The 20,357-nt window shown below is 73.3% G+C and carries 15 protein-coding genes and 1 tRNA gene; 2 read left to right on the top strand and 14 right to left on the bottom strand.

Going from position 1 to position 20,357, the window contains the following annotated elements:
* Window positions 1–44 precede the first annotated feature (44 nt).
* Complete coding sequence (locus tag WME96_RS02205) at window positions 45–3,689, top strand: AAA family ATPase (protein WP_437288533.1); 3,645 nt, start codon at window positions 45–47, stop codon at window positions 3,687–3,689.
* 24 nt (window positions 3,690–3,713) lie between these two features.
* Here WME96_RS02205 and WME96_RS02200 read toward each other — a convergent pair whose 3' ends face one another.
* The 11 genes from WME96_RS02200 to WME96_RS02150 form a co-directional block, all read right to left on the bottom strand.
* A complete protein-coding gene (locus WME96_RS02200) occupies window positions 3,714–6,434 on the bottom strand; it encodes a penicillin-binding protein 1A (RefSeq protein WP_437288532.1) in 2,721 nt (906 codons plus the stop codon).
* A 487-nt stretch (window positions 6,435–6,921) separates the two neighbouring features.
* Window positions 6,922–6,993 (bottom strand) — tRNA-Cys (locus tag WME96_RS02195).
* Window positions 6,994–7,224: 231 nt separating this feature from the next.
* Entirely contained in the window at window positions 7,225–7,983 is a 759-nt protein-coding gene (locus WME96_RS02190; RefSeq protein WP_437288531.1) for a hypothetical protein, read from the bottom strand.
* 303 nt (window positions 7,984–8,286) lie between these two features.
* Complete coding sequence (gene cysW / locus WME96_RS02185; RefSeq protein ID WP_437288530.1) at window positions 8,287–9,192, bottom strand: sulfate ABC transporter permease subunit CysW; 906 nt, start codon at window positions 9,190–9,192, stop codon at window positions 8,287–8,289.
* Entirely contained in the window at window positions 9,192–10,097 is a 906-nt protein-coding gene (gene cysT / locus WME96_RS02180; protein ID WP_437288529.1) for a sulfate ABC transporter permease subunit CysT, read from the bottom strand. Before cysT ends, cysW begins: the two co-directional genes overlap by 1 nt.
* Before the next feature lie 6 nt (window positions 10,098–10,103).
* Window positions 10,104–11,129, bottom strand: coding sequence for a sulfate ABC transporter substrate-binding protein (locus WME96_RS02175; RefSeq protein ID WP_433937705.1), 1,026 nt, complete (start codon window positions 11,127–11,129; stop codon window positions 10,104–10,106).
* Window positions 11,130–11,161: 32 nt separating this feature from the next.
* Complete coding sequence (locus WME96_RS02170) at window positions 11,162–11,485, bottom strand: DUF2325 domain-containing protein (protein WP_061607824.1); 324 nt, start codon at window positions 11,483–11,485, stop codon at window positions 11,162–11,164.
* A 206-nt stretch (window positions 11,486–11,691) separates the two neighbouring features.
* Window positions 11,692–12,375: a helix-turn-helix domain-containing protein gene (locus tag WME96_RS02165; RefSeq protein ID WP_437288528.1), complete on the bottom strand. Its 684-nt coding sequence runs from the start codon at window positions 12,373–12,375 to the stop codon at window positions 11,692–11,694.
* Window positions 12,376–12,433: 58 nt separating this feature from the next.
* Complete coding sequence (locus WME96_RS02160) at window positions 12,434–13,789, bottom strand: NAD(P)/FAD-dependent oxidoreductase (RefSeq protein WP_437288527.1); 1,356 nt, start codon at window positions 13,787–13,789, stop codon at window positions 12,434–12,436.
* Between the two features lie 83 nt (window positions 13,790–13,872).
* A complete protein-coding gene (locus WME96_RS02155) occupies window positions 13,873–14,601 on the bottom strand; it encodes an RNA polymerase sigma factor (protein WP_437288526.1) in 729 nt (242 codons plus the stop codon).
* A 196-nt stretch (window positions 14,602–14,797) separates the two neighbouring features.
* Window positions 14,798–16,699 (bottom strand): c-type cytochrome, encoded by a 1,902-nt coding sequence (locus tag WME96_RS02150; RefSeq protein ID WP_437288525.1) that lies wholly within the window; start codon window positions 16,697–16,699, stop codon window positions 14,798–14,800.
* 102 nt (window positions 16,700–16,801) lie between these two features.
* Here WME96_RS02150 and WME96_RS02145 point away from each other — a divergent pair, with 102 nt between their 5' ends.
* Window positions 16,802–17,449, top strand: coding sequence for an NADPH-dependent F420 reductase (locus WME96_RS02145; RefSeq protein WP_437288524.1), 648 nt, complete (start codon window positions 16,802–16,804; stop codon window positions 17,447–17,449).
* 66 nt (window positions 17,450–17,515) lie between these two features.
* Here WME96_RS02145 and WME96_RS02140 read toward each other — a convergent pair whose 3' ends face one another.
* The 3 genes from WME96_RS02140 to WME96_RS02130 are packed head-to-tail and all read right to left on the bottom strand — an operon-like array spanning window position 17,516 to window position 19,985.
* The gene (locus WME96_RS02140; protein ID WP_437288523.1) at window positions 17,516–19,300 is read right to left on the bottom strand and encodes an NAD(P)H-hydrate dehydratase; all 1,785 of its coding nucleotides are present in this window, start codon (window positions 19,298–19,300) and stop codon (window positions 17,516–17,518) included.
* Between the two features lie 5 nt (window positions 19,301–19,305).
* Entirely contained in the window at window positions 19,306–19,860 is a 555-nt protein-coding gene (locus WME96_RS02135; RefSeq protein WP_437288522.1) for a holo-ACP synthase, read from the bottom strand.
* Window positions 19,857–19,985, bottom strand: coding sequence for a hypothetical protein (locus tag WME96_RS02130; RefSeq protein ID WP_437288521.1), 129 nt, complete (start codon window positions 19,983–19,985; stop codon window positions 19,857–19,859). The genes WME96_RS02135 and WME96_RS02130 overlap by 4 nt, the downstream gene beginning before the upstream one ends.
* Between the last annotated feature and the right edge of the window lie 372 nt (window positions 19,986–20,357).

Genomic DNA, 20,357 nt, shown 5'->3' with positions numbered 1-20,357 from the left:
GAGAGCGCGCGGGGGCCGCCGGGATCTCCACTACACTCGCCGCCGTGCACTTCACGATCCCGCTCTTCGAGCGGAGGACCACGAACGTCGCGTGCGTGACGCTCGGCCTCGGCCCGAGCACGCGCTCGCGCGAGGGGCGGCACCCGGAGCGCGTGCGGCGCCTGCTCATCGAGGAGCTCAGGCCGATCTTCGAGAAGACCCGCGCCGCGCAGCTCGCGCGCTTCGAGGTGCCGCGCGGCATCCGGCTCGAGAAGGTGCGCCTCGAGCTCACGCTGTCCGGCGCCGGCCTCGCCGATCGCCGCAAGGTGAGCGGGCTCTGCCCCGTCGTGCTCGAGCCGCGCTGGGCCTCCGAGCACGAGCGCATCGTCTTCGCCTACCACCCCGCCCGGCAGGGCGACGCGGCGCCGATCCGCGACGACCTCCCGCTGGACGAGCAGCTCCGCGCCCTGTTCCAGGTCGCGTGGGCCGCGCTCGACGACGACGAGATCGCGGCGCTCTGGAGCCGCGGCAAGGAGCGCCTCACGACGCTGTCGTTCTCGTGCACCCCGCGCTCGGCGCTCGCGGACCTGCCCGATCGGCCGGGCGACGACGACACCGGCGCCGACCCGGCGTTCCGCTGGAAGAAGCGCCGCGGCCTCAAGGTGCTGCCGGGCCTCGGCGTGAGCCTCACGCAGCGCGCGGCCCAGGGCGACCTCGACGGGGGCGCGCCGCGCTCGCCGCAGCGCGAGCAGCTCGCGCTGCTGCTCGGCGCCGGCAGGGCCCAGCCCGTCATCGTGGTCGGCCCGCCGGGGTGCGGCAAGACGACGCTGATCCACCGGGCGGTGCTCGACCTCCTCGAGGCCGACGGGTACGCCGCGCACCGGAACCTCGACCGCGCGCGCGACGTCGTCGCCGTGAGCGGCCGCAGGATCATCGCCGGGATGAGCCACCTCGGCGACTGGGAGAAGCGCTGCGTCGAGCTGGTCGAGGACGCGCGCAGCCGGGGCGCGATCCTCGTGGTCGACGACCTCCACCACTTCGGCCGGATCGGGCGGTCGCGCGAGAGCGAGCGCTCGCTCGCCGACTTCTTCCGCGGCCCGCTCTCCCGCCGCGAGATCGTGATGGTCGGCGAGTGCTCGCCCGAGGCGTTCCGCCTGCTCGAGCAGGAGGCGCCGTCGTTCGCGGCCCTGTTCACGCCGCTGTTCCTCCCCGAGGCGACGCCCTCCGAGACCTTCCGCCTCATGGTGCGCGAGGTCCGCGCCCTCGAGCAGCGCCACGCCGCCCGCGTGAGCCCGTACGCGCTGCGGACGATCCTCGATCTCGGCGGCTCGCTCCTGTCGGCGCAGGCGCTCCCGGGCAAGGCCATGGACCTCCTGCGCGAGGTCGTCCGCGCGACCGGGAGGCCCGCGCCCGCCGCCGAGCAGGCCGCCGCGCGCGGGCCGCGGCCGGTCGGCTCGCACGACGTGCTCCGGCTGCTGTCGCAGAAGACCGGCGTGCCGGGGCTGCTGCTCGGCGGCGACGAGCCGCTCGACGCCGGCGCGCTCGAGGAGGAGATCGGCCGGCGGGTCATCGGCCAGCCCGAGGCCGTGCGCGCCGCGGCGGATCTCGTGGCGCGCATCAAGGCGGGGCTCGTGGACCCGCGGCGCCCGTACGGGGTGTACCTGTTCACCGGGCCGACGGGGACCGGCAAGACCGAGCTCGCCCGGTGCATGGCGGAGCTCATCTACGGCGGCGCGTCGCGCCTCCTGCGCCTCGACATGAGCGAGCACAGCGGCCCCGACGCGCCGGCGCGGCTCATCGGAGACCGGTACGCGCCCGACGGGATCCTGACGCAGCGGGCGCGGGAGCAGCCGTTCTCGCTCGTGCTGCTCGACGAGATCGAGAAGGCGCACCCGTCGGTGCACAGCCTGCTGCTCCAGCTCTTCGAGGACGGCCGGCTCACCGACGCGGCGGCGCGGCCCGCGCACTTCAACCACGCCGTGGTGGTGATGACGTCGAACCTGGGCGCGCGCGCGCGGCCCTCGCTCGGCTTCGGCGGCGCGGGGCTGTCCGAGGCGCGCGCGCTCGCGGCGGCGGAGGAGGCGGCCCAGGAGGTCGCGCGGGCCGTGCGCGAGTTCTTCCCGCCCGAGCTGTTCAACCGGATCGATCGGGTCGTGCCGTTCCGGCCGCTGACGCCCCAGGTCGCGGTACGGGTAGCCGAGAAGGAGCTCGACAAGCTGCTCTGCCGTCGCGGGCTCACGGAGCGGAGCGTCTTCGTGCGCCGGGGCGCCGGCGTGGCCGAGCGGATCGCGCGCGAGGCGTTCGTCGCCGAGGACGGCGCCCGCTCGGTGAAGCGGTTCGTCGAGGACGAGATCGGCTCGCTGCTGAGCGACGCGCTCGCCGGTAGCGCGCCCGCCGCGATGCAGCTCCTGCGCATCCACACGCGCGGCGCCCCCGCCGAGGACGGCGCCGCGCCGGCCGCCTCGCCTGCGCCGCCCTCCCCTTCCCCCGCTTCCCCCGCCCCCGGTCCCTTCGTGCTGCACCGCGAGGCGCTCGTGGAGGCCGAGCCCGCGGCCGCGGCGTGGGCGCTCGCGCCTCTCGTGGAGCGGCCGCTCGACGCGCTCGTGGCGGAGCTCTCGCCGCTGCTCGAGTTCGTCGACGCGCTCGAGCGGAGCGACGACCTCGCGCGCCTCTCGGAGCGGATCCGCTACCACCTCGCGGAGCACAGCCGCACCGCCGCGGCGGGGCCCGAGGCGCACGAGCACGCGGAGGCGATCTACAACCTCGACGCGATGCGCGGGGCGATCCGGGCGTTCCGCGAGCGCATCGAGCTCGCCCGGCGGCGGAGCGGCGACGACGACGAGCAGCGGCACCTCGACCTGGAGATGCAGCGGTTCCGGCACGTGGTCGTGGCCGACGAGTGGAGCCGCCACCGCGTGCGCCTGTTCCACCGGGGCCAGCAGGCGCGCCCGCTGCCGCGGCTGGCGAAGCAGGAGGTGCTCGAGTGCATCGCCGAGGGCCACGCGCTGCGGCGCGCGCTCCGCAAGGTGGACGAGCCGGGCCAGCACGCGGTGCTGATCGAGCTGCTCCGCGCCGCGAGCTTCACGGAGGCACCGGCCGGGGCCCCCGCCGGCGCGCGCGACGCGGCGGAAGAGGGGCTCTTCGAGGCGCTCGCGCGCGCGTACGGCGAGGCGGGCGGCGAGGTCGAGGGGTGGGCGGGCGCGCGATCCGGCCGCGCGCCGGAGGGCGACGGCCACGCGCGCGCGGTCGAGCACGGCCGCGGGACGGCGGGGCTCGACGCGGCGCTCTCGAGCGGCCCGGAGCTGCTCGTGCTGAGCGTCGTCGGGCTGTGCGTGCGGGACTTCTTCGAGCTCGAGACGGGCGCGCACGTCTGGACGTCGCTCGCGCGCGGCCCCGAGGTGGTGCGGGTGCGCGTGCTGCCGGCGCGGCCGGGCCTCTCGCCCGCGGCCGCGGTCCGCGACCACCTCGATCGGCAGGCGGCGTTCGACGAGGCGGCGCGGCGCGGGCGCGCGCTGCCGCCGAACCCGGCGGAGCTCCTGCCCGTGGTGCGCCGGATCCGGTTCGACCCGCCGCGCCGGCCGGGCACGGCCGCGCCGATCGAGATCGAGGACTACGTCATGGGGTATGCGGAGGCTTCGTCGGTGCGGAGCCTGTCGCAGGCGCTCGCGCCGCTGTGGCTGCTCCGGATGAGCCGCGAGGACCTCGCGTGACCTGGCGTGACCGGCGCGCCGGGCCTACTGCGTCTTGAACAGGTCCAGGATCCCCTGCCCGATCGCGGCCGGGTCCGGGATCGCGACGCCGGTCGGCTCGGTGCCCTCGAGGAACACCTCCTGGACCGCGTTCTCCTGCCCGGGCATCGCGATCATGCCGGTCTCGGGGTCGATGTCGAGGCGCACGATCCCGAGCGGCTCCGGGAAATCGGTCGCGGGCCGCCCCGCGTGCGCCTTCTCCATGAACGCGACGAAGGCCGGCAGGGCGGCGCTGCTGCCCACCTCGCGCGCGCCGAGGGGCGCGGCGTCGTCGAAGCCGGTCCACACGGCGCACGCGATGTCGGTCGAGTAGCCGACGAACCACGCGTCCCTGGCGTGGTTCGTCGTGCCGGTCTTGCCCGCGATCGGCCGGCGCAGCGAGAGGGCCTGCTTCGCGGTGCCGACCTTGACGACCGAGGTGAGCAGGTCCGTCGTGATGTACGCCTCGGCCGCGGTCATCACCGGGCGCGGCGGCGGCCGCGCGGGCAGCGGCAGCGCCTCGCCGCGCGGCCCCGTGATCTTCGTCACGACGACGGGCTCCTGGTACGCGCCGCCCGCCGCGAACGTCGCGTACGCGGCCGCCATCTCGCGCGGGGTCACCTCGTACGAGCCGAGCGCGAGCGACAGGTCGGCGCCGAGCTTCGAGGCGATCCCGAGCTCGCGCGCCCACGCGACGACGGCCTCGGGGCCGACCTCCCGGAGCGCCGCCACCGCGGCGACGTTCACGCTGTGCGCGAGCGCCTCGCGCAGGCGCTTCGGGCTCTGCCCCTCGCTCTCGTCGTAGTTGCCCGGCTGGTAGCCGTCGAGCGCCGCGGGGTTCGTCTCGAGGATCGACGCGGCCGTGAGCTTCCGCGCGTGGATGCCGTAGCCGTAGACGAGCGCCTTGAACGTCGACCCCGGCTGGCGGTGCGCGTGGCTCGCCCGATCGAGCCCGCCGCGCGCGCCGTCGTAGCCGCCGACGAGCGCGACGATCTCGCGCGTGCGCGCGTCGATCGCGACGAGCGCGCCCTGCGGGCCGAGGTCCAGCCGGAGCTTGCCGGCGTCGGGGTCGCCGGCGAAGCGCACGCGCAGCACCTTGCCGATCTCGGCGAAGCGGCTCGGCGGGAGCCCGCGCGGGTTGTACCGGCGCTCCTTGCGCAGGTCGACGGTCCCCTGGACGGTGCCGACGCGGATCGCCAGCGTCCCGCGGCCGTCGTCGGCGCCGGTCACCGCGCCGAGGTAGGCGCGGTTCGGGTCCCTCGGCTCGCCCTGGAACGGCGCCGGGTCCCCCTTGGCCCTGGCGAACGGCGCCGCGATGCCGTGCCGCGCGGCGTACGCGTCGAGGTTCTGGCGCACCGCCGCGCGCGCCGCGGCCTGCATCTTCGGGTCGATCGAGGTCACGACGGTGTAGCCGCCGTACCGGGCCTCGGGCCCCACGGCCTGCCGCAGCGCGCGCTCGGCCTCGGCGACGACCTCCGGCGCGAGCTCGTCCGAGTGCTCCGGCTCGGGGGCGAGGCGGATCGGCTCCGCGAGGGCGGCGTCGATCTGCGCCGCGGGCATGAACCGCTTCTCGCGCATCTGGCCGAGCACGAAGGCGCGGCGCTTCTCCGCGCGCTCCTTGCTCACGCGCGGCGAGTAGATGGACGGCCCCTTCACGATGCCCGCGAGGAGCGCCGCCTCGGCGAGCGTCACCTGGCGGACGCTCTTGCCGAAGTAGAACCGCGCGGCCTCCTCGACCCCGTAGCGCCCGTGGCCGAAGTAGATGTGGTTCAGGTAGAGCTCGAGGATCTGGTCCTTCGTGAGCTCCTGCTCGATCCGCCGGGCGAGGAGGAGCTCGCGCATCTTGCGGTCCAGCGTGCGCTCGTGCGTGAGCAGCACGTTCTTCACGACCTGCTGCGTGATCGTGCTGCCGCCCTGGCGCGCCTCGGCGGAGCGCAGGTTGACGATCAGGGCGCGGAGCATGCCGAGGTAGTTGAGCCCGTCGTGCTTGTAGAACCTGGCGTCCTCGGCCGCGAGCGCCGCGAGGCTCATCGCCGGCGGGATCTCGGTGACGGGCACGAGCGTCCGACGCTCGACGAAGAGCTCGCCGATGACGGTGCCGTCGCGCGCGAGGAACCGCGTCACCTGCGGCGGGTTGTAGTTCTTCAGCTCCGCCGTTGTCGGCAGGTCGCGCTCGTAGTGGCGGACGACGAGGAAGAAGGCGAGCGTCGCGGCCGCGAGGAGGCACGCGAGGGCGATCGCGAGCCGCCTGCCCCACAGGAGGAGCTGCGCGCGTCGCGGCGGCCTGGGGCCCGGGTTGCGGGGCTTTCGCTGGAGGAGGGCGCGGAGCGCGGCGATCCCCCGCGCCCACGGCGGGCGCGCGGGCGTGGGCGGCGGGTGCGCGGGTGCTTGCGCCGGCGGCGGGTGCGCGGGCGCGGGTGGCGCCGACGGAGCGTACGCGGGCGCGGACTGCGCCGGCGGAGCGTACGCGGGCGCGGGCGGCGGGTGCGCGGGTGCTTGCGCCTGCGGCGGGTGCGCGGGCGCGGGCGGCGCCGGCGGAGCGTACGCGGGCGCTTGCGCCTGCGGAGGGTGCCGGGGCGACCAGAGCCGTGTCGGCGCGCGATCGCTCGGCGTCGGGTCGGAGCTCGCCGCGCCTCCGTCGTACGGCAGCGTGGGTTCCAGCGGGGCGGGTCGAGCGCCGGCCCCTTCGGGGTGCGCGGGGGGTTTTCGCGGGGGGTCCGAGGCCATGCTTCAGCGCGCCGGAGCCCGCGGCGCCACCGCGGCGCCCGGGGTGCGGTGATCCAGCCGCGCCACGGTACCACGATCGATCTCCACGGTGGTCCCGCGCGCCCGTCGTCTCATGCGGCGACGAGTCCCGCCTCGCGCGCCAAAATCCAGGCGAGTCTCTCGCGCGCGCGGCGACCCGGCGCGGCGGTGGGAGATGGCTTGTCCGTCAAAGGCTGCTCCCGCGCCGCGCTCGCGCGATACAGCCGCTCGGCGTCGCCCGCCGTCAGCCGCCGAGCGGTGTCCAGGACTCGATAGCGACATCGGTCCAGCGCCGGACTCGATGGCTGCCGACGCGCCCGGCGGCATCCAGAGCGCGAGGAGGTGAGCTCCGGCACCGGCTCTACCTCGTTCGAGCCTCGCCTCCCGGAGCCGTAAGCCAGGACCACAAGGCCCAGCTGGCTCGATACGGGGCGGCGTTTCCGTCAGCGCTGGGCTGTCGTGCGTGCGGAGGTGAGGACGGGATTCGAACCCGCGTATAACGGTTTTGCAAACCGTTGCCTAACCACTTGGCTACCTCACCGACTGTTCGAAGCGGCGCGAGGTCATGCCTCATCCCGGCCCCGCTGTCAACGCTTTCGGCACCTCGACCTCGATTTGTGCAGCCGAGCCACCTCGACATGGAGCGCTCCACCGCGCCTTCTCGCGTCCTCCCCCGGCGGAGGAGCGCGCACGGCGCGTGCGCACCCCCTCCACCCTCCGCCGGCCCCTGCGTCCTGGATCCCTCCTCGTGACCTCCAGGCCCCCCGCTCGCCTACCGCTCGCGCCCGCCGCGCCGCGTCCCCCGCGCATGCCCCCGGGTCCCCGGCGCCGCCAGCGTCCGCCCGAGGTAGCTGGCCGCGTAGGTCGCCAGCCGCGTGGCCTGGAGCAGCCCGCGCGGCACGATCCCCCGCCCCGAGCGAAACGGATCGAAGCGGAGCGCGTTCTGGTCGATGTCCACCGGCTCGTACAGCTCGATATCGGCCACGGCCATCCACCGCCCCCGTCTCCCCCGCCTCACCTCGAGCCGCAGCAGCGCGAGCCCCGACGCCGCCGCGCGCTCCAGCCTGTCCAGGCGATTGCCCTCCACCGTCTTCGCGCGCAGCGGCACCAGGCGGAACTCCGCACGACCGAAACTGGCCACGTCGAAGGGCAGCTGCGCGTAATAATCGTTGTCCAGGAAGTCGCGCGTCTTCGTCGTGAACAGCGCGATCGGAAGCAGCGCAAAGCGCCGCGCGCTCAGGAAGATCAGGTCCTGATCACGGTCGCTCGCGACCGCCGTCGCCTCCTCGCTCGTCCGGAACCGCACCGCGATGCCCAGCACATCCGGGCGGCGCTCCCGCTTGCCGCCCCGCCACCGCCATAACGCGCTCGACAGCCGCACGAGCGCCGGCCCCGCGAGCCGCTGCGCCAGCGCGCCGACATCGCCCTCCACCGCGAGCGCCTTCACCCCCGCGCAGTAGACCACGCCGTCGGCATGGACCAGCCGCGCTCTCCGGAGAAGGCTGCCCTGCCAGACAAAGGGAGACAGCACTCCCCCGATCGCACGCCCAATCGCTTCCAGAAACCGCATGACGCCCCCCTCCCTGCAACCTGGAGCGCCGGGGACCCATCGCAAGTCGGGCCCACACGGGCGCGCCGGTCGCCGCGACGCGCCGAGATCTGCTGTTCTCCGCGCCCCCTCCGCTCTGCCGTGCAGAGGCGATTCCAGCGAAGCGCAGCGCCCCAGGCGCTCCCGCTCGTCTCCGGTCCTCCAGCCGCCCTCGCCTCTCCACGCCCGCCACGCACGAGGCGCGCGCGAACCGCGAGGCGCTCTCTCGACGACCGCGCGACCGCGTTACTGCGCGCCGGCCTTCGCGGACGGGTCGAGCGCCGGGGCGGTCTCTCGCTGCGCCCTGTGCTCGATGAGGCGCTTCACCACGAGCGTGAGGAGCGCGAGGAGCACGAGCAGCGAGGCGACGGCGAACGCCGCCGAGAAGTGGAACTCGTTGTAGAGCACCTCGACGTGCAGCGGCATCGTGTTGGTCTGTCCCCGGATATGGCCCGAGACGACCGACACCGCGCCGAACTCGCCCATCGCGCGCGCGTTGCAGAGCACCACGCCGTAGAGCAGGCCCCACTTCGCGTTGGGGAGGGTGATGCGGAAGAACATGCTCCACCCGCTCGCGCCGAGCGACAGCGCCGCATGCTCCTCGTCCGCCCCCTGGCTCTCCAGGAACGGGATGAGCTCGCGCGCGACGAAGGGGAACGTCACGAACGTCGTCGCCAGGATGATGCCAGGACGATCGAAGATCACCCGGAGGTCATGCTCGATGAGCCAGGGGCCGATCACCCCCTGCGCCCCGAAGAGCAGGACGAAGATCATGCCGGAGATCACCGGCGAGACCGCGAACGGCAGGTCGATGAGCGTGACCAGCAGGCTCTTGCCAGTGAACTCGAAGCGCGCGATCGCCCAGGCCGCGGCCACGCCGAAGACGAGGTTGAGCGGCACCGCGATGAGCGCCGTCGTGAGCGTCAGCTCGATGGCGGCGACGGCGTCCGGCGCGGTGATCGCCCGCCAGTACCCCGACAGGCCATCCTTCAAGGCCTCGATGAACACCGCCACGACCGGCAGGAAGAGGAAGAACCCGAGGAACGCCAGCGCCACCGCCGTGAGCGCCCAGCGCACCAGCGGCGGCTCGGAGGTCGCGCCGCGCACCGCGCCGCGCGACCTCACCCGCAGCTTGCCCGCCGCGCCCGCCATTACGACGCGACCCCGGGCGCGCCGGCGCCGGCAGGGCCAGCGGGCGCCGGGCGCGGCGCCTCGACCGGGCTCCGCGACGACACGCGCGCGCCGCTCCAGGCCTGGAGTCGGTTGATCAAGAAGAGAAGGACGAAGGAGCAGAGCAGCATCACCAGCGCGAGCGCCGTCGCGCCCGCATAGTCGTACTGCTCGAGCTTGGTCATGATGACGAGCGGCGTGATCTCCGTCTTGAGCGGCATGTTCCCGGAGATGAACACGACCGACCCGTACTCGCCGAACGCCCGCGCGAACGACATCGCAAACCCGGTGAGGATCGACGGCCAGAGCGACGGGAGGAGGACGCGACGGAAGATCTCGAATCGGCCCGCGCCGAGCGACGCCGCCGCCTCTTCCTGATCCACCTCGAGCTCCTCCATCACCGGCTGGACCGTCCGCACCACGAACGGGAGCCCCACGAAGGTGAGCGCGATGACCACGCCGAGGCGGCTGAACGCGCTCTGGATCCCGAGCGGGTAGAGGAACCGGCCCACCCACCCCTGCTGCGCGTAGATGGCCGTGAGCGCGATGCCGCCGACCGCCGTCGGGAGCGCAAACGGCAGATCGACGAGCGCGTCGACGATCGACTTGCCCGGAAAGGTGTAGCGCACGAGCACCCACGCCACGAGCACGCCGAAGATCGCGTTGATGCCCGCCGCGATCAGCGACGCGGAGAAGCTCATCTTCAGGGAGGCGACGGCGCGCGGCGACGTCACCACCGCCCAGATCTCAGCGGGGTTGAGCGTCGCCGTCTTGAGGAAGATCATCGACAGCGGGACGAGCACGAGCAGCGACAGGTACGTTACCGTGATACCCATCGCGAGCCCGAAGCCGGGCAGAACGCTCTGTCGCCGCCACAGGAGACCCACAGAATTTTACTTGCCGGCCTGGTAGATCTGGTCGAAGACGCCGCCGTCGGAGAAGTGCGTCTTCTGGGCTTTCTGCCATCCGCCGAAGATCTCGTCAATCGAGAAGAGCGCGACCTTCTGGAAGACACCCTCCGACTCGGCCGCCGCGAGGACCGCCGGAAGGCGCGGGCGGTAGAAGTGCTTCACCGCGATGCGCTGCCCCTCCTCCGTGTAGAGGAAGTTGAGATACGCCTCCGCAGCCGCCCTGGTCCCGCGCTTGTCGGCCACCTTGTCGACCACCGCGACCGGCGGCTCGGCGAGGATGCTGATCGACGGGACGACCACCTCGAACTTGTCCTTGCCCGCCTGCTTCACCGCGAGCAGGGCCTCGTTCTCCCACGCGATCAGGACGTCGCCGATCTGGCGCTCGACGAACGTCGTGGTCGAGCCGCGCGCGCCGGTGTCGAGGACGGGCACGTTCTTGAAGAGACGGCCGACGAAATCCTTCGCTCTGGCCTCGTCGCCGCCCGCGCGCTTCAGCTCGTAGCCCCACGCGGCGAGGTAGTTCCACCGCGCCCCGCCCGAGGTCTTCGGGTTCGGCGTGATGACCGCGACACCCTCCTTCACGAGATCGTCCCAGTCCTTGATGCCCTTCGGGTTGCCCTTGCGCACCAGGAAGACGATGGTCGATGTGTAAGGAGAGCTGTTGTCCTTGAGGCGCGCCTGCCACCCGTCCTTGATGTAGCCGGCCGACGCGACCGCATCGACGTCGTAGGCGAGCGCCAGCGTGACGACGTCCGCCTCGAGCCCGTCGATCACCGAGCGGGCCTGCTTGCCCGAGCCGCCGTGCGACTGCTTGATGGTGACGTCCTGCCCGCTCTGCTCCTTCCAGCGCTTCGCGAAGGCGGCGTTCACCTCCTCGTAGAGCTCGCGCGTGGGGTCATACGAGACGTTCAGGAGCTGCACGGCCCCGGACTTCGCGGCGCCAGGCGCAGCGCCGGTCGCGTCGCCCTTCGAGCACGCGGCCAGCGCCAGCACACAACAGACCATCATGATCAAGCATCGCATCGGTCGTCTTTACTCCCTCATCCCGTGGCCAGGAACCGCGCTTCCCGCTGCGCGAGCGCGTCGAGCAGCTGCTGGAAGCGCGAGGCGCCGATGCGGCGCGCCATGAAGGCCGCGCGGCCCAGCTTCTGGCAGAGCTTCTTCGCGAGCAGCACGCCGCCGTGGCTGTTCACGTCCGTCAACACGATCACGAGATCGGCCCGCTCGATGGCCGCCCGCAGCTCGGCCGCCCCGCGGCCCCCGGTGTTGCCCGTGTGAAACTCCAGGTGGTGGCCCGCCTGCAGCGCCATCCGCTCTAGCTGGGCCTGATTGCGATCCAACCCCCCGATCCAGGTGATCCGCATCGCGCCGTCTCCTTGCAACGTCCAGCGGGCCATCGCCGCTATAACGGACATATCTCACGCTAAAGCGGAGGACGCAAGGGAGATCTGTCAGTATAACGGAGGACACGTCTTGGATACCGGAGGGAGACCGAGCGGCTGGGATCCGGAAACAGAGAAAGCAGCGCAGGCAGCGCGGGATCGGGCAGGCCGACCGCGGCCGCGAGGGGCTAACCGCGGGAGCCGTAGGTCATGACGAGGTACATGACGGCCTCGACGCCGCCCAGGTTGCGGTAGCTGTGCGGGCTGTCGGCCTCGAAGAGGATGGCGTCGCCGGTGTCGAGGACGCGCCGCTCGCCGGCCACGGTGATCTCCACCGAGCCCTCCGTGACGATCAGGTTCTCGGAGGTGCCGGGGGCGTGCGCGTCGGCGTGCTCCACGGAGCGCGGCGCGAGGCGGAGCTCGTAGAATTCGACGTTGCGCGGCCGATCCATCGGGAAGAGCGCCCGGGAAGAGAACTCGCCGTTCTTCGAGCGCAGGATGCGCGCGTGCGCCGACTGCATGACCGTCGTCACGGGCGAGGCCGCCTGGCTCATCAGCGCCGAGAAGGGGACCCCGAGGGCGCGCGCGATCTTCCAGAGGACGTTGATCGTCGGCGTGCTCTGGCCCAGCTCGATCTGCCCGAGCATCGCCCGGCTCACCCCGGACGCCTTCGCCAGCCGCTCGAGCGACAGGCCGCGCTCGGCGCGGAACCGCTTCAGGTTGGAGGCGACGACCGGCGTGAGATCCGAGGCCTCGTCGAACGCGGGATCGTCCCCGCCCGGCTCGCTCGCCGGGGGCGCCGGCCCGCTCGCCGGGGGCGGCGGCTCGGCGGCCAGAGATCGCGCGGATTGCTGGGCTTTGCGTGCCTTCACTGGAGGCGTATCCGCCATGGTGGAGGGCGCGCGTCAAGCGAGCGAGGGAAGAGGGCGCTCAGGCGCCGCCAGAGACGGCGTCGGCCACCGCGCTCCTGGCCGACGGGCGGGGCGCCGGCGGCGCGGCCGCGGTCGCCGCGGCGGGCAGCGCGGTCCGCGTGGTGTGGCCCGTGATGAGCCGGGCGCCGCGCTTGAAGGTGATGTACTGCCACATCCACGCGAACATTACAGCGAAGCGGTTCTTGAAGCCGATCAGGAAGAGCACGTGGACGCCGAGCCAGGCGAGCCACGCGAGCATGCCCGACATCTGCAGGCGCCCGACCTTCGCGATGGCGCGCGAGCGGCCGATGGTCGCCATCGTCCCCTTGTCGAGGTAGGCGAACTGCCCGCGCGGGCGGCCCTTGAGGTCGCCGAGGATGCAGCGCGCGACGAAGCGCCCCTCCTGGATGGCGGCGGGGCTGAGGCCGGGCACGTCGACGCCGTTGCGGTCGCGGAGCATGGCCATGTCGCCGATGGCGAAGGCGGTCGGGTGCCCGGGCAGCGAGCAGTCCGGCTCGACCTTCACGCGGCCGATGCGGTCGAGCTCGACCCCGAGCGCGTGCGCGAGCGGGGTGCCGCGGACGCCGGCGGCCCAGATGACGGTCGCGGCGGGGAGGCGCTCGCCGTCCTCGAACTCGACGCCCTGCTCGTCGATGGTCCGGAAGCGGCGGCCCTTGATGACCTCGACGCCGAGCGACGTGAGCTGCTCCTCGGCGCTCGTCGAGAGGCGCTCGGGGAAGGCCTGGAGGATGCGCTGGCCGATCTCGACGAGCAGCACCCGCGAGAGCGACGGGTCGAGGGCGCGGAAGTCGCGCGCGAGGATGTAGCGCGCGAGCTCGGCGAAGGCGCCGGCCATCTCGACGCCGGTCGCGCCGCCGCCGATGACGACGAACGTGAGCAGCCGCCGGCGCACGGCGGGGTCCTGCTCGCGCTCGGCGGCCTCGAAGGCGAGCAGCATCCGCTCGCGGATGGTGAGCGCCTCGTCGAGGTTCTTGAGCGCGGGCGCGAACCGGGCCCACTCCTCGCGGCCAAAGTAGTTGTTGGCCGCGCCGACGGCGAGGATCAGGTAATCGTAGTCGAGCGTGTCGTCGTCGACGGTGATGCGGCGGCCGGCGAGGTCCACGCGCGTCACCTCGCCGAGCAGGACGCGGGCGTTGCGCTGGCGCGACAGGACCGACCGGATCGGAACGGCGATGTCGGCCGGCGAGAGGCTCGCGGTCGCGACCTGGTAGAGCAGCGGCTGGAACAGGTGGTGATTCGTCCTGTCGACGAGCGTGACCCGGACGGGCGCGTCGCGGAGCGCCTTTGCCGCGTTCAGGCCGCCGAATCCTCCGCCGACGATCACGACGTGGGGCTCTTTCGCGGGCGTGGCCATGGTGCCTCCTGGCGAGGAACGCTTCCTCGGTGGCACGCCGATGGTAGGGGTCGCCGATCAGCGCGGCAAGCGGCCGCGACGGCTCATGCGGCGGCCTTCACGTCGCCCACGTCCGCGCTCGTCGTCACGTCGGCCTTCACGTCCAGCTTCACGTCGATCTTCAGCTCGGGCTTCAGATCGGGCGCGGCCTCGCCCCGGAGCGCCTCGGCGAGCAGCTTCCGGCCGCGGTGCAGGCGGCTCATGACCGTGCCGACCGGGACGCCGAGCTGGGTCGCCGCGTCCTTGTAGGACATCTCCTCGAGGTCCACGAGCACCACCGTGTCGCGGAAGCTCGGCGGGAGCGTCGCGAGCGCGCGGCGCACGCCGGGCGAGAGGGCGTGCATCTCCGCGCGGCGCTCGGGCGCGGTCCACGCGCAAGGGTCGGTCGCGAGCACGTCGAGGGCGTTGCGCTCGCGGCGGCTGCGCCGGCAACGGGTGATGAAGACGCTGAAGAGGATCTGATGCACCCACGCCCGCAGGTTGGTCCCAGGCTCGTAGTTGGACGCGAACCGGATCGCGCGCTCCACCGTGTCCTGCACGAGGTCCTCCGCCGTCGCGGGCGATCGGGAGAGCCGGAGCGCGCGGCCGAAGAGCTCCGGTGTCATTTCGACAAGGCCGCGGAGGAGCTCGTCGAGCGCCGCCCGCGGTCCGCCGCCCGGCGCCGTCCCGGCCGCGCCGTGGGACGGCCCGGGCCCGAGCGCGGGCCTCACGCCGGGCGGCAGCGGCGCTGGATTCGTGGACCGGGCGGGGACGTGAGCGGCGTGGACGAGCATGGGCGGGACCTCCTTCGCATCGGCACTGGCAAGGCAGGTGCCACCGAGAGGACCGCGCGAACGCCGCGAAATACGCCGGATGGCGCGGGCGGAGACACGCGGGCGCGTGTCAAATCGACATCAGGCCGCGCGCGCGCGTCAGAGTGGCGAAGCGTGGCGAAGCGTGGCGATGCGCGGCGCGCCGGGCGGCTCCGCGTCAGAGCGTCTCGAGGTAGGCGACGAGATCGTCGATCTGGTCCGGCGTGAGCGTCGAGGTGACGCCGTGCTTGTCCCCTCCGCCGCACGGCCCGAAGCGGTCGTGGAGGGTCGCGGCGCAGCCGTCGTGCATGTACGGGGCGCGCGCGGCGAGCCCGCGCAGCGAGGGCACCTGGAAGGCCTTGCCCGTGCCCACGTCGACCGTCCGGTTGTCCGTGAGCTTCTCGCCCGCGTGGCACGACGCGCAGGCCACCTCCTGGTCGTTGAAGAGCGCCTCGCCGCGCCGGACGGCGTCCTCGTCCGCCGGCGCGGACAGGGGCACGGGCTTGATCGTGTCGAGCCACGACGCGAACGCCGCCACGCGCTCGGCGCTCTGCCGCTGGCCTCCCATCCGCTGCTCGAACACCTCGCTCATGATGGTGTCGAAATTGGTCATGTCGCCGTCCCAGTGCAGCGGCGCCGTCGCGATCACCCCGCCCGCGAGCGTCTGCGTCCGCCGCGCGCCGATCGGCTTGAAGGACCACACCCGCCCGTCGTCCAGCCCCTCCGGGTGGCACGACGCGCACGCGAGGGGCATCAGCACGGTGCCGAGGCCGTGAAACAGCGCGTGGCCCGTGTCGACCCGGCGCTCGCCCGGGAGCAGGAACGTCGCGATCAGCTCGCCTGTCAGGGCCGAGAGGCGCACGACGCTCGGCGGATCCCGGAGCTGCACGAGCAGGTTGCTCGCCTCGTCGTAGCCGACCGCGATGGGGTCCCCGGGCACCGAGATGCTGCGCTGACCGCCGGAGAACTCGCAGCCGAGCGAGTCCGTCTTCTCGAGCAGATCGAGCGGCGTCTCGAACACCATGCGGCTGCCCGCCATCAAGATCGCCCCGCGGAAGCCGTCCGGGGAGATCGCCATGTCGACCGGGAGCACGCCGAACCCGATGCCGCCCACGCCGGCCGCGGGCGGCGCGGGCTCCGGGTTGGCCTCGCTGGGCAGCGGGCGCAGCATGGTCACCGCCGGCTGCGTCACGATCGTGGTGCAGTCGAACCCCGCGTAGCTGTTCTGCGGCGCGTCCGCGATGTCGATGGGATCGACCAGGCCGCGCTGGTGCACCATGGCCACGCCGCCCTCGGGCAGCGGGATCATCCTCCACGCCACCGCTGGCTCGAAGACGCGCTCCAGCCGGGGCTGGACGGCGATCGGCGGCTTCATGCGCTCGACCACGGCGCCGTCCTTCGAGAGCACGAGGAGCTCGGGCGTCCGGAACCGGCTCACGAGCAGCGAGTCGCCCTCGACGACGACGTCGCGCAGGTCGCGGTCGAGGCGGAGCGCGCGCACGGGCGGGGCCTCGAGGTCGGAGGAGAGCGAGACGAGCTCTCCGCCCGCGCACGCCACGTGGAGCAGCTCCGTCTTCGCGTCGTAGGCCAGGCCGCGCGGCGCGGGGCAGACCGGCCTGCGGTGCATCTCCCGGGTCGCGAGGTCGATCGTGACCACCGCGCCGCCGCGGCGGAGCGCCACGTGCGCGGTGCCGGGCGCCCCCTCGATCACGCGCCCCGGCTCGTCGCCCGCTTGCAGGGCGAGGTCGGGCACCACCTCGCCGGTGGCGAGATCGACGAGGGATACCCTGTCGCGGTCCGGATCCGCGGCGACGGCGAGCTGCCTGTCGGCGGTCACGAGGAGCGTACCGCCGCTGATCGGGGGCGGCGGCACCGGGGACACGACGGCCTCTTCGTCCCCGACCCCGCCTCCGCCCGTCCCGTCGAAGCCCCCCGTCGAGAAGGCCCCCGTCGAGAAGCCTGCGCCCGCCCCCACGCTGCCAGGCCGGTCATCGCCAGGAAACCACTCCTCGCCTTCCTCACATCCGACGATCGCCGCGGCGGCGAGCGCGGCGAGCCACGTTGCGACGTGCGCTTTCATATGCCTCCTGCGCCCGGCGCCTCGCGATCACGGCCCGAGCGTTCCTTGCGTTTCGAACAGCGCCGCTGGAGCCGGGCTCCGCGCGCGTGCGATGATCCCGCCATGAACAAGATCGCGGTTCTCGGTTCAGGGATTGTCGGGCAGACGCTGGCCGACGGATTCCTCAAGCACGGTTACAGCGTGATGCGCGCCACGCGCGAGCCCTCGAAGCTCGCGAGCTGGCTCTCGGACGCGGGGCCGAAGGCGACCGTCGGGACGTTCGCGGAGGCGGCGCAGTTCGGTGACCTCGTGGTGCTCGCCGTGAAGGGGACCGCGGCCGAGCAGGCGGTCGATCTCGCGGGCGCCCAGGCGCTCGCGGGCAAGACGGTCATCGACGCGACCAACCCCATCGCGGACGAGCCGCCCGTCCACGGCGTGCTCAAGTTCTTCACGGGGCCGAACGAATCGCTGCTCGAGCGGCTCGCGCGGCGAGCGCCCGAGGCGAACTTCGTGAAGGCGTTCTCGTGCGTCGGCAGCGTGTGGATGGTCAACCCGGATTTCGGCGACGTCCGCCCGACGATGTTCATCTGCGGCGAAAGCGCCGCCGCGAAGAAGCAGGTCGAGCGCATCCTCGACACCTTCGGCTGGGAGACCGAGGACATGGGGAGCGTGGAGGCGGCGCGCGCGATCGAGCCGCTCTGCATGCTCTGGTGCATCCCCGGGCTGCTCCACAACCGGTGGACGCACGCGTTCAAGCTCCTGAAGAGGTAGCCAGGCGAGCGGCCGCGCCGGGGCGCGCGGCCCTCCGCGCCGGACCTGCGCGAATTTACAATGAATTCAAATAGATAGCGGATGGACCCCGGCGGCCAGCGCGGCGATCAGGCCGGGGACCAGCTCGGCGATCTCGCTCGCGAGAAGCCCGCGGTCGCTGCCCGTGCGGGCGCGCCACACGTCGCCTGCGAGCGCGTGGATCAGCACCCCTGCGCTCGCGGCGGCGGCGGGCTCCATCGAGCACAGGAGGGCCGCGATCATCCCGGTCAGGACGTCGCCCGAGCCGGCGGTGGCGAGCGCCGGGTTGCCCGCCATGCAGATGAACATGCGGCCGTCCGGGAGGGCGATGACCGTGCGCGCCCCCTTGAGCAGGACGATCGCCCGGGTCAGCGCCACGGCGTCGCGCACGGCGCCGAAGCGGTCCTCCTCGACGGCGCGCGCGCTCCGGCCGAGCAGCCGGCCGAGCTCACCGGAGTGCGGCGTCAAGACGAGGCTCCCGCGCGCGCTCGCGAGCGCCTCGGGGCGGCCGACGAAGTGCGTGAGGGCGTCGGCGTCGACGACCTTGAGGCCGTCCCAGCCCAGCACGACGTGGTCCACAGCGGCCCGCGCCTTGTCGTCGAGGCCGAAGCCGGGGCCGATCGCGACCGCCCGCCGCCCGGCGAGCGCAGCGTCGAGCGTCGCCTCGATGCGCGCCGGATCGATCGAGGTCGTCATCAGCTCGACGACGCGCGACTCCATCGCGCGCGCCGTGTCGGCCCAGGTGCAGATCGTCACGAGGCCCGCGCCCGTGCGCATCGCCGCGCGCGCGGTGAGCAGCCCGGCGCCGAGCTTGCCGGACGAGCCGGCGATCACGAGCACGTTGCCGGCCTGGTGCTTGTAGACGCTCGCCTCGCGCGGGCGCAGGTACGCGCCGATCGTCTCCTTGCGGATGACCTCCGCGACGTGGCCCACCTGGGCGAGGATCGGCCGGTCGGGGACGCCGAGGTCGACCACGTGGACGTTGCCCGCGAGCCGCGCGCCCTCGGGCGTGAGCAGGCCGATCTTGAGGTGGCCGAAGGTGACGGTCTCGTCCGCCTGCACCGCGGCGCCGAGCGGCGCGCCGCTGTCGGCGTCGAGGCCCGAGGGCACGTCGAGCGCGATGCAGAGGCAGGTGGCGGTGTTGAGGACGCCGATGACGTCGGCGAGGTGGCCCTCGATCGGGCGGTCGAGGCCGGTGCCGAAGACAGCGTCGACCACGAGGTCGGCCTCGGCGAGCGCGGCCTCGAGCGGGAGGAGCGACGCGCCGGGGGGGAGCTCGGTCAGCGCGCCGCCGAGGTCGACGTACGCGTCGTGGTGGATGCGGCTGTCGCCGGTGACCTTCTCGGAGGGGGCCGCCAGGAAGACCTGGACCTCGGCGCCGCGGGCGAGGAGGTGGCGCGCCACGACGAAGCCGTCGCCGCCGTTGTTGCCGGCGCCGCAGACGACGACGACGCGGGCGTGGAGCGGGTAGGTCGCGGGCTGCCCCGGGCTCGGGACGTGGCGCACCGGGAACGAGCGGACCCGCGCGGCGCGGGCTTCCTCGACGTCGCGGCGGTTGTTCGGCGGCGGCGGGACGCTCCCGGCGCGCGGGCCGCCCCCGGAGGGCAGCGTGGCGGGCCAGAGCGCCCGCGCGGCCGCCTGGCCGGGCGCGATCTGGCCGGGGAGACCGGCGGCGACGGGCTGTCCGGCGCTGCGCGCCTCGATGATCGCCGAGATGACGTCGGCGGCGCCGCGGCCCGCGTTCTCCATGAGGACCACGCCGGGGACGTGGCACTGGTGGATCGCGTGCTTGTCGAAGGCGCGCATCTGCGCGCGCGAGAGGACCGGAATCACGAGCGTTATTTCCCTTCGTCGTCCAGGTGGGATCGGCTCTCGCCGTCCTCTTCATCATCGGTCGGCGATCGGCCTTCGCCGTCCCCTTCATCATCGGTCGGCGATCGGCCTTCGCCGTCCCCTTCATCATCGGTCGGCGATCGGCCTTCGCCGTCCTTTTCTTCATACGTCGGGGATCGGCCTTCGCCGTCCCCTTCCAGAATGGCCACCGCCGCCGCCACGCCGGCGTCGTGCGTGATCGACAGGTGCACCCGCTTGACGCCCAGGCGCTCCGCGAGCGCGCGCGCCGGGCCGTGGAGCGCCATCGTCGGGGGCGAGCGCGGCGCGCCGCGCACCTCGAGGTGGTGCCAGCCGACGCCCGGCGCGCCGGAGAGCGCCTTCACCACCGCCTCCTTCGCGGCGAAGCGGCCCGCGAGCGCGGTCGCCCGGTCCACGCGGTGCGCGAGCGAGCGGCGCTCGGGCTCGGACAGCACCCGCTCCCAGAACCGCTCTCCCCACCGCGCGAGCGCCTCCTCCATGCGTTCGATGCCGCAGACGTCGATCCCGATGCCGAGGATCATGCGCCCACCTCGATGAACCGGGGGCGGAGGCCTGCGGGCGGCGGCCCGACGGCGACCGCGCAGGCAGCGCTCGCCGCGGCGCGATCGACGGAATCGACGGAGCAGAGACGCGGGGGGAAGGCCATGCCGGCGACTCTACCCTATTCACCGGCGACGCCCTGTGAAACGCGCCCGCGGCGCGCGCGGGCCCCGAGGAGCGCGGAGCACGACCCCCGCAGGTGCGCTCGCGCGGTGGCCCGCCCCTCCAGGGCAGCCGGCCGCGACGCGAGGCCCACGGGCATCGCGCGACCCGGCCGCGGCGCGCGCCGTTCGCGGCTGGTTCCGCCCACCAGGAGTCCGTCCAGCGATCCGGAGAGATTCAAACGCAAAGGCGCAAAGGCGCAAAGGCGCAAGAGAGAACGAGCTTCATGCATTTTTGCGTCTTTGCGCTCCTGGCGACCTTGCGTTGAAATCTCTCTCCTCTCGCGAGGCAGATCCGTGGCAGGATTTCTGACCCG

The sequence above is a fragment of the Sorangium sp. So ce406 genome (assembly GCF_051474675.1).
Taxonomy (GTDB): domain Bacteria; phylum Myxococcota_A; class Polyangia; order Polyangiales; family Polyangiaceae; genus Sorangium; species Sorangium cellulosum_G.
This window is presented reverse-complemented; position numbering and strand designations above follow the sequence as displayed.

What these genes read in the sequence shown, in the direction of transcription:
- WME96_RS02175 (WP_433937705.1), bottom strand. Translation starts at nt 11,129, where the DNA reads ATGATGGTCTGTTGTGTGCTGGCGCTGGCCGCGTGCTCGAAGGGCGAC.
- WME96_RS02145 (WP_437288524.1), top strand. Translation starts at nt 16,802, where the DNA reads ATGAACAAGATCGCGGTTCTCGGTTCAGGGATTGTCGGGCAGACGCTG.
- WME96_RS02200 (WP_437288532.1), bottom strand. Translation starts at nt 6,434, where the DNA reads ATGGCCTCGGACCCCCCGCGAAAACCCCCCGCGCACCCCGAAGGGGCC.
- WME96_RS02150 (WP_437288525.1), bottom strand. Translation starts at nt 16,699, where the DNA reads ATGAAAGCGCACGTCGCAACGTGGCTCGCCGCGCTCGCCGCCGCGGCG.
- WME96_RS02130 (WP_437288521.1), bottom strand. Translation starts at nt 19,985, where the DNA reads ATGGCCTTCCCCCCGCGTCTCTGCTCCGTCGATTCCGTCGATCGCGCC.
- WME96_RS02135 (WP_437288522.1), bottom strand. Translation starts at nt 19,860, where the DNA reads ATGATCCTCGGCATCGGGATCGACGTCTGCGGCATCGAACGCATGGAG.
- cysW (WP_437288530.1), bottom strand. Translation starts at nt 9,192, where the DNA reads ATGGCGGGCGCGGCGGGCAAGCTGCGGGTGAGGTCGCGCGGCGCGGTG.
- WME96_RS02170 (WP_061607824.1), bottom strand. Translation starts at nt 11,485, where the DNA reads ATGCGGATCACCTGGATCGGGGGGTTGGATCGCAATCAGGCCCAGCTA.
- WME96_RS02160 (WP_437288527.1), bottom strand. Translation starts at nt 13,789, where the DNA reads ATGGCCACGCCCGCGAAAGAGCCCCACGTCGTGATCGTCGGCGGAGGA.
- WME96_RS02155 (WP_437288526.1), bottom strand. Translation starts at nt 14,601, where the DNA reads ATGCTCGTCCACGCCGCTCACGTCCCCGCCCGGTCCACGAATCCAGCG.